This window comes from Acidovorax sp. HDW3, assembly GCF_011303755.1.
Taxonomy (GTDB): domain Bacteria; phylum Pseudomonadota; class Gammaproteobacteria; order Burkholderiales; family Burkholderiaceae_C; genus Paenacidovorax.
The window spans coordinates 807,028-820,897 of record NZ_CP049885.1 but is presented as its reverse complement, the minus strand read 5'-3'; the positions used below and the strand labels follow the sequence as shown (position 1 = coordinate 820,897).

Sequence of the window (13,870 nt, the reverse complement as noted above, 5' to 3'; positions counted from 1 at the left end):
CCCCAATTTTTACTCCAATTTGCCTCTAGCGCTTATCTAGCAAGCGCTAGCAGCTATTGTTTTAATAGCAAAACTAAACGTTGATGGCCACCGCCGAGCCCGCCTGGCGGCGCAGCTCAAACTTCTGAATCTTGCCGGTACTGGTCTTGGGCAGGTCGCCAAACACCACCGCGCGCGGCACCTTGAAGCCGGCCAGGTGCTGCTTGCAGTGCGCCACGATGTCCTCCACCGTGGTGTGCGCGCCGGCCTTGAGCTCGACGAAGGCGCAGGGCGTCTCGCCCCACTTGGCGTCGGGCTTGGCGACGACGGCGACGGCAAGCACGTCGGGGTGGCGGTAGAGCACATCTTCGACCTCGATGGAGGAGATGTTCTCGCCGCCCGAGATGATGATGTCCTTGCTGCGATCCTTGATCTTGATGTAGCCGTCGGGGTACTGCACGGCCAGGTCGCCGGTGTGGAACCACCCGCCCCGGAAGGCATCTTGCGTCGCCTGCGGGTTCTTCAGGTAGCCCTTCATGGCGATGTTGCCCCGGAACATGATTTCGCCCATGGTCTCGCCGTCGTGCGGTACGGGCTCCAGAGTGTCAGGGTCGAGCACGGCGGCGGCGCGCTGCAGGTGGTAGCGCACGCCCTGGCGGGCGTTCAGGCGCGCGCGCTCGCCAATGTCGAGCTGCGCCCAGGCCTCGTGCGGCGCGCACACGGTGGCCGGGCCGTACACCTCCGTCAAGCCATAGACGTGGGTCAGGTCAAAACCGATTTTTTCCATGCCCTCGATCATCGAGGCCGGGGGCGCAGCGCCGGCCACCATGGTTTTCACGCCGGCGGGCACGCCTTCCTTGAGCGCTGCCGGGGCGTTGACCAGCAGGCCCTGCACGATGGGCGCGCCGCAGTAGTGGGTCACGCCATGCTGGCGAATGGCATCAAAGATGGCCTTGGCGTCCACCCGGCGCAGGCAGACGTTGACGCCCGCACGCGCCGCCACCGTCCACGGAAAGCACCAGCCGTTGCAGTGGAACATGGGCAGCGTCCACAGGTACACGCTGTGCTTGGGCATGTCCCATTCGAGCACATTGCTGATGGCATTGATGGCCGCGCCCCGGTGGTGGTACACCACGCCCTTGGGGTTGCCGGTGGTGCCACTGGTGTAGTTGAGCGCGATCGCATCCCACTCGTCACCCGGCAGCTGCCAGGCAAACTGCGCATCGCCCTGGGCCAGAAAGCTTTCGTAGTCCACGCCGCCCAGGCTGTGCGCGGCAGGGCCGTATTCGGCGTCCTGCACCTCGATCACCGTGAGGGGCGCAGCGCTCTGGCGCAGCGCCAGGGCCTTGGCCATGACGGCGGCAAATTCCGGGTCCACGATGACGGCCTTGGCCTCGCCGTGGTCGAGCATGAAGGCGATGGTTTCCGGGTCCAGCCGGGTGTTGAGCGTGTTGAGCACCGCCCCGGCCATGGGCACGCCAAAGTGCGCCTCCACCATGGGCGGGGTGTTGGGCAGCATCACGGCCACGGTGTCGTTCTTGCCAATGCCGGCACGCTGCAGGCTGCTGGCGAGCTGGCGGCAGCGCGTGTAGGTCTGGCCCCAGGTCTGGCGCAGGCTGCCGTGCACGATGGCCAGGCGCTCGGGGTACACCTGGGCGGTGCGCTCGATGAAGGACAGGGGCGACAGCGGTGCGTGGTTGGCTTCGGTACGGGGCAGATTCTGGTCGTAGATGCTGGTCACAGCGGATTCCTTGATGATTCAGGCACGAAGATGCTGCATTGCAGCAATTGAATCTGACAGCTGGCTGATAGCGCCGCCCATTCCCCGGGAACAGCTGTCAAGTACGCGACACAGCGGTTTTGGCCTGGTACATGGCGGCATCAGCGCTGCCCAGCAGGCCCTCTGCCTCCTCTGCATCTTGCGGGAACAGGCTCAGCCCCATGCTGGCACGCACCGGCAGGGTGCGCTCGCCCACGGCCAGCGGCGCCGCAAACGCCTGCGCCAGCTTGTGCAGCAGGGCCTGGGCGGCCTCGGGGGTATCGACGTTCTCGCACAGCACGGTGAATTCATCGCCGGCCAGGCGGGCGACGATGTCGCTCTGGCGCACGGCACCCCGGATGGCCTGGGCCGTGGCCTGCAGCACGGCATCGCCCACGGCGTGGCCCAGGCTGTCGTTGATGGCCTTGAAGCCATCGAGATCGACGAACACCAGCGCCAGCGGTCGCCCGCTGCGGCGCGCACGCTCGATGGCTTGCTGCAGGCATTGCGTGAACATGCGGCGGTTGGGCAGGCCGGTGAGGGCGTCGTGGTGCGCCAGGTGCTCCATGGCGTCACGGCTGCGGTTGAGCTCCTGCAGCTGCGCGCCAATGATGCCCTCCATGTCCTGAAAGCTGCGCGCCAAATCACCCAGTTCGTCCTGGCGCTGCACCGGCAACGAGCCATGCGCACGCCCGAGCGAAAACGCCTGCGCCGCCTGCACCACGGCGCGCAAGGGCCCAATGAAAATGCGCGAGGCCCAGGCGGCCAGCAATGCACCGAGCAAAGCCAGCAACGCCACCATACGCAACGTGGCAATGCCCAGAGCCTGGGTATCGGCCTGCACCCCAGCCATGGCCTGTGCCAGGCCCAGGAGCAAAAATCGGCCATCGTCCACGCCGCCATACGGCATCCGCACAAAAGCCACGCTCTGGACGTTGCCCTGGGCATCACTATGGGCAAACAAGGCGCTGCGCTCACCCGTCTGCAGCAGCGCCTGGGTGGCCGGGAACTGCTCTTGCACCAGGGCCCGCCGCCCACGCTCAAAGCCCAATGCCAAGGCGCTGTCCGGGTGCAACAAAAAGTCCCCCCAGCGGTTGGTCAAAAACAGTTGGTAGTCCGATGGCAACCCGCTGCGCATACGCGCCAAAAAAGCCAGCGCATCAATGCGCAGCACCACCACCCCAGTGGCTGCACCCGCTGCTGGCACCACGGGCACGGCAACGTAGAACATCGGCGGGTCGCGCCAATCTTGGGCGTCTTCATGGTTCAGACCGACATCACTCACGTACACCGCACCACGCGGCAGTTGCAGGGTTTCGTACACAAAAGGCAAATGCCCCTTCTCTTGCAACGCGGGACCACCGACCCGTTCGATCCGGGCATCGACCCATTGGCGCACATGCACCAGCTCCAGCCCATGCCCCTGACGGCCAATCCAGCGCGCCTGTAAATAGTCAGGGTGGCTGTGCAGCAGGGAGGCAAAGGCGTCGGCCAGGCTTTGCTGTTGGCCTGTGCTGGGGGCGCTGGCGGGCAGGCGAGCAGCCAGCTCGGCCAGGGCCTGCACATCCTGCCCCACCTGATCGATTCCGCTCTGCCAATGCGCCGCCAGAATGCGCGTGGTGTCGAGCAAGGCTTGGCTGGCGCGCTGCTCCAGCAGCGTGCGCCCAGCGTTAAACCCCAGGTAGCCCAGCAGCACCGAGGCCAGCAGACTAAAACTCGCCAGCAGCAGCCCCAAACGCTGTCCCATATTCCAGCGCATCAGGCCACCCCCTGCAACCGGTCACCGGCAACGATGCGGCGCCACCAGCGCTGGCGTTGCTCTTCATCTTCCACCGGTTCAAGCCAAACAATAGAGCCGCGCAGGCTGGCGGCATCAAGGCCAGCGGGCTCCTGCAAGGTATTGGCCAGGCCCTGGCGGCGGGAAAACTCAGCGCAAATGGCAGGATCGAGCATGTGGTTGATCCACTGCTGCGCCAGCTGCGGCTGCTGGGTGCTTTGCAGCACCGCCCAGGCATCGAGCCAGGCCAGGGCGCCCTCGCGCGGCACGACATAACCCACGTCAAGGCCTGCGTCGCGCAACATCTTGAGCTGCTGCTGGCCGTAATTGGCGTGCATCAACGCCACCGAATGGCGCACCCACAGCTCGACCGGCTCCTCGGGCAGGCGGTACAACACCAGCAGGTTGCGCCGCAGCTGCACCAGGTCACGCGCCAGGACGGGAAACTGCGCCGGCTGCAGTGCAAAAGGCGCCCAGCCACGCGCCTGCGCCGCAAGTGAAAACGCGTGCGCGCTGCCATCAAAAAACAACACCCGCCCCTGCCAGCGCCGATCCCACAAAGTGCCCAGCGACGGCGGCTGCTCAAACTGACGCCGGTCGTAAATCAAGCCCATCTCGGAATAGGTAAACGGTACGGCGTACAGCCGCCCCTGCGCCGCCGTGCCGGCAATGGGCTGCTGAAAACGCGGCAGCTGCCCAGCGCGCAGCGGCAGCAGCCCCGGATCGAGCGCCAGCAGACGCCCCTGCGCCAGCAGCGCAGCGAGCTCGACGGTGTTCGCCGCCACCACGTCAAAGCCGCCATGGGCCGGGCGGCTGAGGTTGGCGCGCAGCATGTCATCGCTGCCAATGATGGTGAACTCCACGCGTACGCCATGGCGCTGCTCAAACGCCTGTATCCAGTCCAGATCGGCGTAGCCCGGCCAAGCCAGCACCCGCAGCACCGACTGGCGCGCACGCGCCTGGCAGCCCACCAGTGCGGCTGACGCCGCTGTTGCTGCCAGCAGCCAATTACGGCGGCGCCACTGCCTGGGCAGCGCGGCCATTGTGTTTGCACGGACAATCATGGCTGTGAGCATTCCCCAGTCATTCATCCAGGAACTCCTCGCCCGCGTCGATGTGGTCGAGGTCGTGGGCCGCTATGTGCAGCTGAAAAAAGGCGGCGCCAATTTCATGGGCCTGTGCCCCTTCCATGGCGAGAAATCCCCCTCGTTCAGCGTCAGCCCCTCCAAACAGTTCTACCACTGTTTCGGCTGCGGCAAAAATGGAAATGCCATAGGGTTTCTCATGGAACACGCCGGTATGGGTTTTGTGGAAGCCGTGCAAGATTTGGCCCAGGGCGTGGGCCTGGCCGTGCCGCAGGACGACACCCCGGCACACCAGCGCCAGCAGGCAGCCGCTGCGCGCGAGAAGCAGCACACCCTGAGCGAGGTGCTCGAACGCGCCGGCACCGCCTACTGCCAGCAGCTCAAGACAGCGCCCCACGCCATCGCCTATCTCAAGCAGCGCGGCGTCAGTGGCATCGTCGCCAAGCGCTACGGCCTGGGCTACGCGCCCGAGGGCTGGCGCAGCCTGGCCAGTGTCTTTCCGGCCTACGACGATCCGCTGCTACAAGAGTCGGGCCTGGTCATCGTCGGCGAGGAGGACGGCAAGCGCTACGACCGTTTTCGCGACCGCATCATGTTCCCAATCCGCAACGTCAAGGGCGAGTGCATCGGCTTTGGCGGGCGCGTGCTGGGCGATGCCAAGCCCAAATACCTCAACTCGCCCGAAACCCCCGTCTTTCACAAGGGCCAGGAACTATACGGCCTGTACGAGGCCCGCCAGGCCATCCGCGACCAGGGCTACGCCCTCGTCACCGAAGGCTATATGGACGTGGTGGCGCTGGCGCAGCTGGGTTTTGCCAATGCCGTCGCCACCCTGGGCACGGCCTGCACTGCCGAGCATGTGCACAAGCTGTTTCGCTTTACGGAGCAGGTGGTGTTCAGCTTTGACGGCGACAACGCTGGCCGGCGCGCGGCGCACAAGGCGCTGCTCGCCGCCCTACCCTACGCCAGCGACACGCGCAGCATCAAATTTTTGTTTCTACCCGCCGAGCACGACCCCGACAGCTTCATCCGCGCCCACGGCCCGGAAGCCTTTGCGCGCCACGTCGGCGCCGCCCTGCCGCTGAGCCGCTTCGTGCTCGAAGCCGCCGCCGAGGGCTGCGACCTGGGCCAGACCGAAGGCCGTGCCCACATGCTGAGCAATGCCCAGCCACTGTGGGGCGCCCTGCCCGACGGCGCCCTCAAACGCCAGCTGCTGGCCGAGCTGGCGCAGCGCGGCCAGCTCGACAGCAGCGAACTGTGGGACCTGTGGCACCACAGCAAACCCACCAGCAACGCCCGCCCGCCCGCACCGGGCGGCAGCAGCGCCCCCCCCTGGGAGGGCGACTTTGCCCCGCCCCACGCCCAGGCCGGCGACGCTGGCCAGGGCAACCGGGGCAGCTGGCCCGCGCCAGCGCACACAGGCGCCGGCGCCTACCGCAGCAAAGGCACGTGGAAAAAACGCGGCCCCTGGCAAGATGCCGCGCCGCCCTACCAGGGCCCGCGCCCGACACCCGTCAGCCGCGCCGACCAGGCCGCGCGCCTGCTGCTGTCGCACATGGATTTTCTTGAGCACATGGACCACGACGACTGGGCCGCGCTGGCGCAGCAACCCGCGCCACACGGCCCTCTGTTTGCCTGGCTGGAGGCGCAGTGGCACGAACACGGCCCCCAGCCCTGGGCCGTGCTGCGCGAGGGCCTGCGCAGCCAAGGCAGCGAAGACCTGGCGCTGCGCCTAATGAACAGCCCCCACGCCCAACCCGAGGGTGAGTTGGCGGAAATCCAGCGCGAGCTGCGCGGCGTGCTCAACCGCCTGCGCATCGACCACATCAAACAGCAGGAAAACGAAGCCATCCACGCCCTGGGCAGCGACCCGCAGGCCGCGCTGCGCCTGCGCACGCTGCAGGCGCAGCGCAAGGTACTCGAAACGCCGGCCGCCCCGCCCCCTTGACTTTTTGAATTTTCTCCCGACATTTAGGCAACGGTATAATCCACGGCTTTTCGGCAAGAGCGACAGCAGCACCTCCGACCCGGGCCAGCGTGAATCCACGCCACTTGCAGCCAGTGCAAGGCCCACTCTCTCGCAAGGACTGCACTCCAAATGTTCGCCCAGACATCTTGCCCCCGAGGCTTGCCCTCGGCCGCCCAGGCGCTGCGCCCGGGCCGTTATTTGCGCGCACCATGGCGGTGGCGCTTGCGTTTTCTTTGTGTGCCCGTTTTTGACCCTGAGGTAGTTGATGCCCACTCAAAAGTCCGCGAAGTCTGCCAAGCCTGCTGCAGGCGCCGCTGTCCCTTCTTCCCCGGCCGCCCTGGCCGCAACGAAAGCTGCTCAAGTGTCCACCCCACCCAAAAGCAAAGCCCAGCTGCTCAAAGAAGCGGCCGATGAATTCCTGAAAAACGCCGAAGCCCAGGACAAGAAAAAGCCGGCGAGCAAAGCCGCTGCCAAGACTGCGGTCACGGGCGCGACCAAGGCCACCCCCAAAGCGGCTGTCACTGTCGCCACAGACACCAGCGCCGAAACGCCCAAGAAGAAGGCCACGCGCAGCAGCGCCGCCAAGGACACCAGCGCCGACGAAGCGCTCGCCAAGCCCAAGCCCGCTGCCAAAGCCGCCGCCAAGGCCCCGGCCAAGCGCGGCCGCAAGCCCAAGGCCAAGGAAGAAGAAGCGGGCGACGACACCGACCTGTCGGACATCGAAGCCGACCTCGAAGGTGAGGTGGAAGAAGCCCCAGCCGCCGAAGCCAGCGCCGATACCACCGTGGAAAAGGCCAAGCCGCTGCGCATGAAGCTCTCCAAGGCCAAGGAACGCGCCTTGATGAAGGAGTTTGGCCTCGACGAGACCGTGCTGTCGGAAGAAGACCTGGCCAAGCGCCGCTCGCAGCTGAAAAAGCTCATCACCCTGGGCAAGACACGCGGCTACCTGACGCAGGTCGAAATCTCCGACCACCTGCCCGACAAACTGGTGGACGCCGAGACCATGGAAGTCGTGGTCACCATGCTCAACGACATGGGCGTGGCGGTGTACGAGCAAACGCCCGACGCCGAGACCCTGTTCCAGAACAACGTCACACCCACCGCCACCACGGTCGAAGAAGCGGAAGAAGAGGCCGAGGCCGCGCTCTCCACCGTCGATAGCGAATTTGGCCGCACCACCGACCCGGTGCGCATGTACATGCGCGAGATGGGCACCGTGGAGCTGCTCACGCGCGAGGGCGAAATCGAGATCGCCAAGCGCATCGAAGGCGGCCTGCAGGACATGATGGAGGCCATCAGCGCCTCGCCCGCCACGATTGCCGAAATTCTCAGCATGGCCGAGGAAATTCGGGGCGGCAAGGTCGTCATCTCGACCATCGTCGATGGCTTCGTCAACGCCGACGAAAACGACGACTACGTGGCCGAAGAAGACTTCGACGAATACGACGAAGCCGACGACGACGACGGCAAGGGCGGCTCCAAGGCGCTGACGAAGAAGCTCGAAGAGCTGAAAAACGAAGCCCTGCGCCGCTTCGACAGCCTGCACGCGCTGTTCGAGAAAATGCACAAGGTGTACGACAAGGACGGCTACGGCGGCGCCGCGTACATGAAGATCCAGCACGCCATCTCGGCCGAGCTGATGACGATCCGCTTCACCGCCAAGACCATCGAGAAGCTGTGCGACATGGTGCGCGCCCAGGTGGACGACGTGCGCAAGAAAGAGCGCGAGCTGCGCCGCATCATCGTCGATAAGTGCGGTATGCCGCAGGAGACCTTCATCAAGGACTTCCCGCCCAACCTGCTGAACCTGCAGTGGGTGGAAAAGCAAGCCAGCGCCGGCAAGCCCTACAGCGCCGTCATGGCGCGCAACATCCCGCCCATCCAGGACCTGCAGCAAAAGCTGATCGACCTGCAGACCCGCGTCGTCGTGCCGCTGACCGAGTTGAAAGACATCAACAAGCGCATGAACGCCGGCGAGATGGCCAGCCGCGACGCCAAGAAAGAGATGATCGAGGCCAACCTGCGCCTGGTGATCTCGATTGCCAAGAAGTACACCAACCGGGGCCTGCAGTTCCTGGACCTGATCCAGGAAGGCAACATCGGCCTGATGAAGGCGGTCGATAAATTCGAATACCGCCGGGGCTACAAGTTCTCGACCTACGCCACGTGGTGGATCCGCCAGGCCATCACGCGCTCGATCGCCGACCAGGCGCGCACCATCCGCATCCCGGTGCACATGATCGAGACCATCAACAAGATGAACCGCATCTCGCGCCAGCACCTGCAGGAATTCGGCTTCGAGCCCGATGCCTCCATCCTGGCCGAGAAGATGGAGATTCCCGAGGACAAAATCCGCAAGATCATGAAGATCGCCAAGGAGCCGATCTCGATGGAAACGCCCATCGGCGACGACGACGACAGCCACCTGGGCGACTTCATCGAGGACAGCGCCAACACCGCGCCCATCGACGCCGCCATGCAGGCCGGCCTGCGCGACGTGGTGAAAGACATCCTCGACGGCCTGACCCCGCGCGAAGCCAAGGTGCTGCGGATGCGCTTCGGCATTGAAATGTCCACCGACCACACCCTGGAAGAAGTGGGCAAGCAGTTCGACGTCACGCGCGAACGCATCCGCCAGATCGAAGCCAAGGCGCTGCGCAAGTTGAAGCACCCCAGCCGCAGCGACAAGCTGCGCAGCTTCATCGACTCGCTGTAAGCCTGCATCCACCCGGCACACCCGCCCCGACGCACAGCGTGGGGGCGGGTTTTTTCATTTCCACATCGCGCCAGCACCCAATTCTGCTGGACTGCGCCGCCGCCCGATACAGCCGGTTCGTCCATCGCTGACCACCGCTTGCCTGTTCGCCTCCAGCCCTACTGCGCGAGGCCCGGCGCCCATCGCAGCGCACCGATCCGCCATGGGCCCGAACAATCCCTTGACATTCAACTTAACTTAAACCTTAGATTCACGCCATCGCTCCTCCACTCCAAGGCCATCCGTGAATTCCCATTCACGCGGGGCAAAACCAAGGCATCGTCATCATGGTAATCACAAAAAACACCCAGCCCCTGCGCTGGATGATCTATGGCGCCAACGGCTACACCGGGGAACTCATCGCCCGCGAAGCAGTGCGGCGCGGGCTCACGCCGGTGCTGGCGGGCCGCCGGCGCGAAAGCATCGAACCGCTGGCACGCACCCTCGGGCTGGAGGCGCAAGCCTTCGGCCTCGACGACGCCACGGTGCTGGCGGCACAGCTGCGTGACCACGCGCTGGTGCTGAACTGCGCCGGCCCGTTTTCCGCCACCGCCGCGCCGATGATGGCGGCCTGCCTGCGCGCCGGTGCGCACTACCTGGACATCACCGGCGAGATCGCCGTCTTCGAGTTGGCGCAGTCGCTCGATGCACGCGCGCGCGACGCGGGCGTGGTGCTGTGCCCCGGCGTGGGCTTCGATGTCATCCCCACCGACTGCGTGGCTGCGGCACTCAAGGAAGCGCTGCCCGATGCCACGCATCTCGCGCTGGGCTTCGATTCGCGTTCGGGCTTCTCGCCCGGCACGGCCAAGACCTCGGTCGAGGGCCTGGCCCAGGGCGGCAAGGTGCGCCAAGACGGCAAGATCATCACCGTGCCGCTGGCCCACGAGGTGCGCCGCATCGACTTCGGCGATGGCGAGAAGGAGGCCATGAGCATCCCCTGGGGCGATGTCTCCACCGCCTTCTACAGCACCGGCATTCCGAACGTACGGGTGTTCATTCCTGGCGCGCCCAGCATGATCGCCAACGCCCGGCGTGCCAACTACATCCGGCCGCTGCTGGGGTGGCCGTGGGTGCAAAAGCTCATCAAGGCACGCATCGCCCAAACGGTGAAGGGCCCCAGCGAGGAACAGCGCGCACAGATGCCCACCTTCGTCTGGGGCGAGGCCCGCAATGCGCGCGGGGAGAAGAAGACTGCACGCATCCGCACCGCCAATGGCTATAGCCTGACCATCACCGGCGCACTGGCCGTGGTGGAGCACCTGATGGCGGCCCGGCCCGCAGGTGGCGCCTACACGCCGTCCCGGCTGGTGGGGGCCGACCTGGTGGCGCGCCTGCCAGGATCGGGGCCGCTACAGATAGCGTAGGCGGCGGCGAGGCTATCTATGTGCCCGCTGCGCCCCGCCAGATCAGCTCCAGGCCCTGCCGGTACGTGGTTACCCCGAATTCTGGAAACCGGCGCTTGAACTTCGTGGAGTCGAACAGGTTGTCCTGCCGGTAGCGGGGCAGCAGCTCGCGGATCTCGCGCGCCTCTTTCCGGAACAGCCCGGCGGCGGTCAGTGCCCACTGGCCAATGACCTTGTAGGCGAACTCCCGCTCCCCTATCTCGCTGGCCATGGCGACGAATTCCCGGTACGTCAGGCGCTCGTCGCAGCACGGCAGGTGCCAGGTCTGCCCGAACGCATCGGGCGCATTGCCCAGTGCCGCCAGCGCGCGGCTCGCGTCCGGCGTCCAGATCAGCGTGCGCCGCGTGTCGTCGCGCACCGGCACCAGCGGCTTCTTACCGGCCTGGAGCTTTTCGATCACCAGCGCGTTGGTAAAGCTCTGCGTCTTGCCCGGGCCGTAGAACTCGGGGGCACGGCCGATGAGCACGGGAATCTCGCCCCGCGCCATTTCATCGAGCACCATGGACGCCATCGCGGCACGCACCTTGCCCTTGCGGCCGACCGGAGCGAAGGGCGCCTCCTCCGTCTGCAGCCGCGCATCCTGCGGGTACATGTACGTGTTGTCGAAATACGCAAAGCGCGCACCTGTGGCGCGGGCCGCATCGAGGGCGTTCTTGAGCATCGTCGGGAACTGCATCTCCCACAGTTCCGTGTCCGGCGGCAGGCCAGCGGTGAAGTAGACGATGCGGCTGCCCTTGACTGCCTCCAAGGTCTGCTGCACATCGAGCAGGTTGGCAGACACCAGGCTGTCGGCAGCGTTGACCTTGCGCGGCGTGCGGCTCACCAGCCGCACCTCGTCGGTGTATCTACGCTTGAGCTCCCTCGCCAGCTCTGTGGCGATCTGGCCGTTGGCCCCCAATATCGTCTGCATTGCGCGCATCTCGGTGAACTGAATCTTGTGGTAATGGCCGTAAGGTTAACCTTGAAGCAAAGTTCAATGTCAAACTACGCGCCCATTCGGAGCACCGTGAAATGAAAATTGGAGAACTGGCGGAGCGCACTGGCCTGGCGCCCTCGCGCATTCGCTTCTATGAGCGGATCGGCCTGCTCAAGGCGGTTGAACGCCAGGCCAATGGCTACCGCAGCTATCCCGACGATGCGGTTCTGGTGCTCAAGCTGATCGCAGCTGGGCAGAACGCGGGCTTCAGCCTGGAGGAACTGCGCACGCTGCTGCCCAGCGACCTCGCCAGCTGGGAGCACGGCACCCTGCTCCAGACGCTGCGCCGCAAAGTGCAGGACATCGAGGCGCTGCAAGCACAGCTCGCACAAAGCAAGGCCCACCTGGTCGAACTGATGGCGCAGATCGAAGCCAAGCCCGAGGACATGGATTGCGCCGCCAACGCCCGGCGTTGGTTGTCAGAGATGCAACTGGCAGGGGCCGAAGGCACCCCGACGCCCTGGACTCGCCGGCGCAGTTAGTACCCTTTGCTGCGCACGGTGTGCGCCCAGGTGTTCGGCGCGCCGACGACGGACAAGCGCCCTCACTGCCCGGCCGCCGGCTTTTTGCTCAACGCCCCGCAGTCGCTGCCGAGCCGGCGTGCCTCGGTCTTCATCGCCATGCGGCCATGCTCCTTGCTCGTCACCACCGCCTCGGTGACGAAGTGCTCGGGGCCGTAGAGGGTGGTGGTGAAATCGCCCTCGCTCGCCGGCTCCTGGCAGCGCACATGGCCCTTCCAGGTATTGCCGCTGTGGCGCACCTGGCTGTAGGTGCACTGGCCTTCGCGCTGGCCCTCGCGGATGGGGGCCTGCTGCGCCTGCTCGGGGCTGATGCACACGCGCAGGCCACCGTTGCCGTCGAGCGCTACGCCCTGGGCCGCCATTTGCTGCTCCATCATCTTGCGCGATTCGGGTGGCATGTTTTTGAGCTGCTCGCGCATCTGCGCCATGCGCTCGGCCATGGCGTTGCCGCCGGACTGCTGCGCACTTGGGTTTTGGTGCTGAAACTCCCACAGCCCCGGCTGCAAGGTTTGCGCCTGAACGCTGCTGCCCAGCGCCAGGAGCACAACCAGGGGCAAAGCCAGGAGCGGGGCCGGGGCGGAAAACGAGGACAGGAAGAGCGGGGTACGCATGGTCAATCTCCAATCGGCGGCAACGGCGCCGGCGCCTGGATTTTCCGCCCCGCCCCCGGGCTGCACAAGGGCCGGCGGACTGGGACAATCACCGCCCATGCATCGCTCCCACCCCCCTTTCTTTGCCGTCTTCGGCGCCGGCGCCGTCGGCTGCTACTTTGGCGCCCTGTTGGCGCGCGCCGGCTACCCGCTGCAGCTCATTGGCCGCGCCGCCCACGTGCAGGCGATTGCCACGCACGGCCTGCGCCTGCAAACGGCGACCGAGGATGTGCACATCCCCCTGGCCGCCAGCACCGAGGCGCGCGCCGCCGCCCAGGCCGATGTGGTGCTGCTGTGCGTCAAGGCCACCGACACCGAATCAGCTGCGCAGCAGCTGGCGCCGCACCTGCGCCCCGGCGCCGTGGTGCTGTGCCTGCAAAACGGCGTCGATAACGCCGAGCGCGTGCGCGCCGTGCTGGGGCCGGCACACCCGGTCTGGCCGGCGGTGGTGTACGTCGCCACGGCCATGGCCGGGCCCGGCCATGTACAGCATTTGGGCCGCTGCGAACTGGTGCTGCCCGACGCCAGCGCCTGCGCCGCCATCGCCCCCTGGCTGCAGCAGGCGGGGATTGCCGTGGCGTTGTCCGACCAGGTGGCGGGCACGCTTTGGGCCAAGCTGGTGGTCAACTGCGCCTACAACGCGCTCTCGGCCATCGTGCAGCAGCCCTATGGCTGGCTCCTGCAGCAAGACGGCGCACCGGCGCTGCTGGCGCAGCTGGTGGCCGAATGCCAGGCCGTGGCCCAGGCCGAGGGCGTGCCGCTGCCCGCCGACCTGCCTGCGCGCGTGCAGGCGATTGCGCAGACCATGCCGGCGCAAAAATCGTCCACCGCGCAAGACCTGGCGCGCGGGCGCGAGAGCGAGATCGAGCACCTCAATGGCTACGTTGTGCGCCGCGCCGCCGCCCATGGCCTGACGGCGCCGGCAAACCAGGCCCTATTGGTACTGGTGCGGATGCTGCAAGCACGCCAGAAACTATTAAATTGATAGCTACTAGC

The 13,870-nt window shown here is 66.0% G+C and carries 10 protein-coding genes; 5 read left to right on the top strand and 5 right to left on the bottom strand.

Annotation, left to right across the window (positions count from 1 at the left end; all coding sequences use genetic code 11):
- Positions 1-73 precede the first annotated feature (73 nt).
- From G7045_RS03650 to G7045_RS03640, 3 genes are all read right to left on the bottom strand, one after another.
- The gene (locus G7045_RS03650) at positions 74-1,720 is read right to left on the bottom strand and encodes an acyl-CoA synthetase (protein ID WP_166157471.1); all 1,647 of its coding nucleotides are present in this window, start codon (positions 1,718-1,720) and stop codon (positions 74-76) included.
- 97 nt (positions 1,721-1,817) lie between these two features.
- Positions 1,818-3,485, bottom strand: a complete 1,668-nt coding sequence (locus G7045_RS03645; protein WP_240919264.1) for a diguanylate cyclase domain-containing protein — start codon at positions 3,483-3,485, stop codon at positions 1,818-1,820.
- Positions 3,486-3,496: 11 nt separating this feature from the next.
- Positions 3,497-4,579, bottom strand: a complete 1,083-nt coding sequence (locus G7045_RS03640; protein WP_240919263.1) for a PotD/PotF family extracellular solute-binding protein — start codon at positions 4,577-4,579, stop codon at positions 3,497-3,499.
- A 4-nt stretch (positions 4,580-4,583) separates the two neighbouring features.
- On the opposite strand from G7045_RS03640, the gene dnaG reads away from it, so the two are divergent.
- The 3 genes from dnaG to G7045_RS03625 all read left to right on the top strand — a co-directional run bounded on the left by dnaG (position 4,584) and on the right by G7045_RS03625 (position 10,688).
- Positions 4,584-6,548 (top strand): DNA primase, encoded by a 1,965-nt coding sequence (dnaG, locus tag G7045_RS03635; RefSeq protein WP_240919262.1) that lies wholly within the window; start codon positions 4,584-4,586, stop codon positions 6,546-6,548.
- A gap of 286 nt (positions 6,549-6,834) precedes the next feature.
- Positions 6,835-9,285 carry an RNA polymerase sigma factor RpoD gene (gene rpoD, locus G7045_RS03630; RefSeq protein WP_166157459.1) on the top strand — a complete coding sequence of 817 codons (2,451 nt, stop codon included), beginning with the start codon at positions 6,835-6,837 and terminating at the stop codon, positions 9,283-9,285.
- A 326-nt stretch (positions 9,286-9,611) separates the two neighbouring features.
- Positions 9,612-10,688, top strand: coding sequence for a trans-acting enoyl reductase family protein (locus tag G7045_RS03625; protein WP_240919261.1), 1,077 nt, complete (start codon positions 9,612-9,614; stop codon positions 10,686-10,688).
- A gap of 16 nt (positions 10,689-10,704) precedes the next feature.
- On the opposite strand, the gene G7045_RS03620 is transcribed toward G7045_RS03625, so the two are convergent.
- Positions 10,705-11,637, bottom strand: a complete 933-nt coding sequence (locus G7045_RS03620; protein WP_166160338.1) for an NAD-dependent epimerase/dehydratase family protein — start codon at positions 11,635-11,637, stop codon at positions 10,705-10,707.
- A 101-nt stretch (positions 11,638-11,738) separates the two neighbouring features.
- Here G7045_RS03620 and G7045_RS03615 point away from each other — a divergent pair, with 101 nt between their 5' ends.
- A complete protein-coding gene (locus tag G7045_RS03615) occupies positions 11,739-12,185 on the top strand; it encodes a MerR family transcriptional regulator (protein WP_166157457.1) in 447 nt (148 codons plus the stop codon).
- A 62-nt stretch (positions 12,186-12,247) separates the two neighbouring features.
- Here the strand turns inward: G7045_RS03615 and G7045_RS03610 are convergent, their stop codons facing one another.
- Positions 12,248-12,835: a DUF3617 domain-containing protein gene (locus tag G7045_RS03610; protein ID WP_166157454.1), complete on the bottom strand. Its 588-nt coding sequence runs from the start codon at positions 12,833-12,835 to the stop codon at positions 12,248-12,250.
- A 97-nt stretch (positions 12,836-12,932) separates the two neighbouring features.
- Here G7045_RS03610 and G7045_RS03605 point away from each other — a divergent pair, with 97 nt between their 5' ends.
- Positions 12,933-13,859, top strand: a complete 927-nt coding sequence (locus G7045_RS03605; RefSeq protein ID WP_166157451.1) for a ketopantoate reductase family protein — start codon at positions 12,933-12,935, stop codon at positions 13,857-13,859.
- The last annotated feature ends 11 nt before the right edge of the window (positions 13,860-13,870 follow it).

Coding starts and splice junctions, on each gene's coding strand:
- G7045_RS03610 (WP_166157454.1), bottom strand. CDS start 12,835: ATGCGTACCCCGCTCTTCCTGTCCTCGTTTTCCGCCCCGGCCCCGCTC.
- G7045_RS03620 (WP_166160338.1), bottom strand. CDS start 11,637: ATGCAGACGATATTGGGGGCCAACGGCCAGATCGCCACAGAGCTGGCG.
- G7045_RS03615 (WP_166157457.1), top strand. CDS start 11,739: ATGAAAATTGGAGAACTGGCGGAGCGCACTGGCCTGGCGCCCTCGCGC.
- rpoD (WP_166157459.1), top strand. CDS start 6,835: ATGCCCACTCAAAAGTCCGCGAAGTCTGCCAAGCCTGCTGCAGGCGCC.
- G7045_RS03625 (WP_240919261.1), top strand. CDS start 9,612: ATGGTAATCACAAAAAACACCCAGCCCCTGCGCTGGATGATCTATGGC.
- G7045_RS03605 (WP_166157451.1), top strand. CDS start 12,933: ATGCATCGCTCCCACCCCCCTTTCTTTGCCGTCTTCGGCGCCGGCGCC.
- G7045_RS03640 (WP_240919263.1), bottom strand. CDS start 4,579: ATGATTGTCCGTGCAAACACAATGGCCGCGCTGCCCAGGCAGTGGCGC.
- G7045_RS03645 (WP_240919264.1), bottom strand. CDS start 3,485: ATGGGACAGCGTTTGGGGCTGCTGCTGGCGAGTTTTAGTCTGCTGGCC.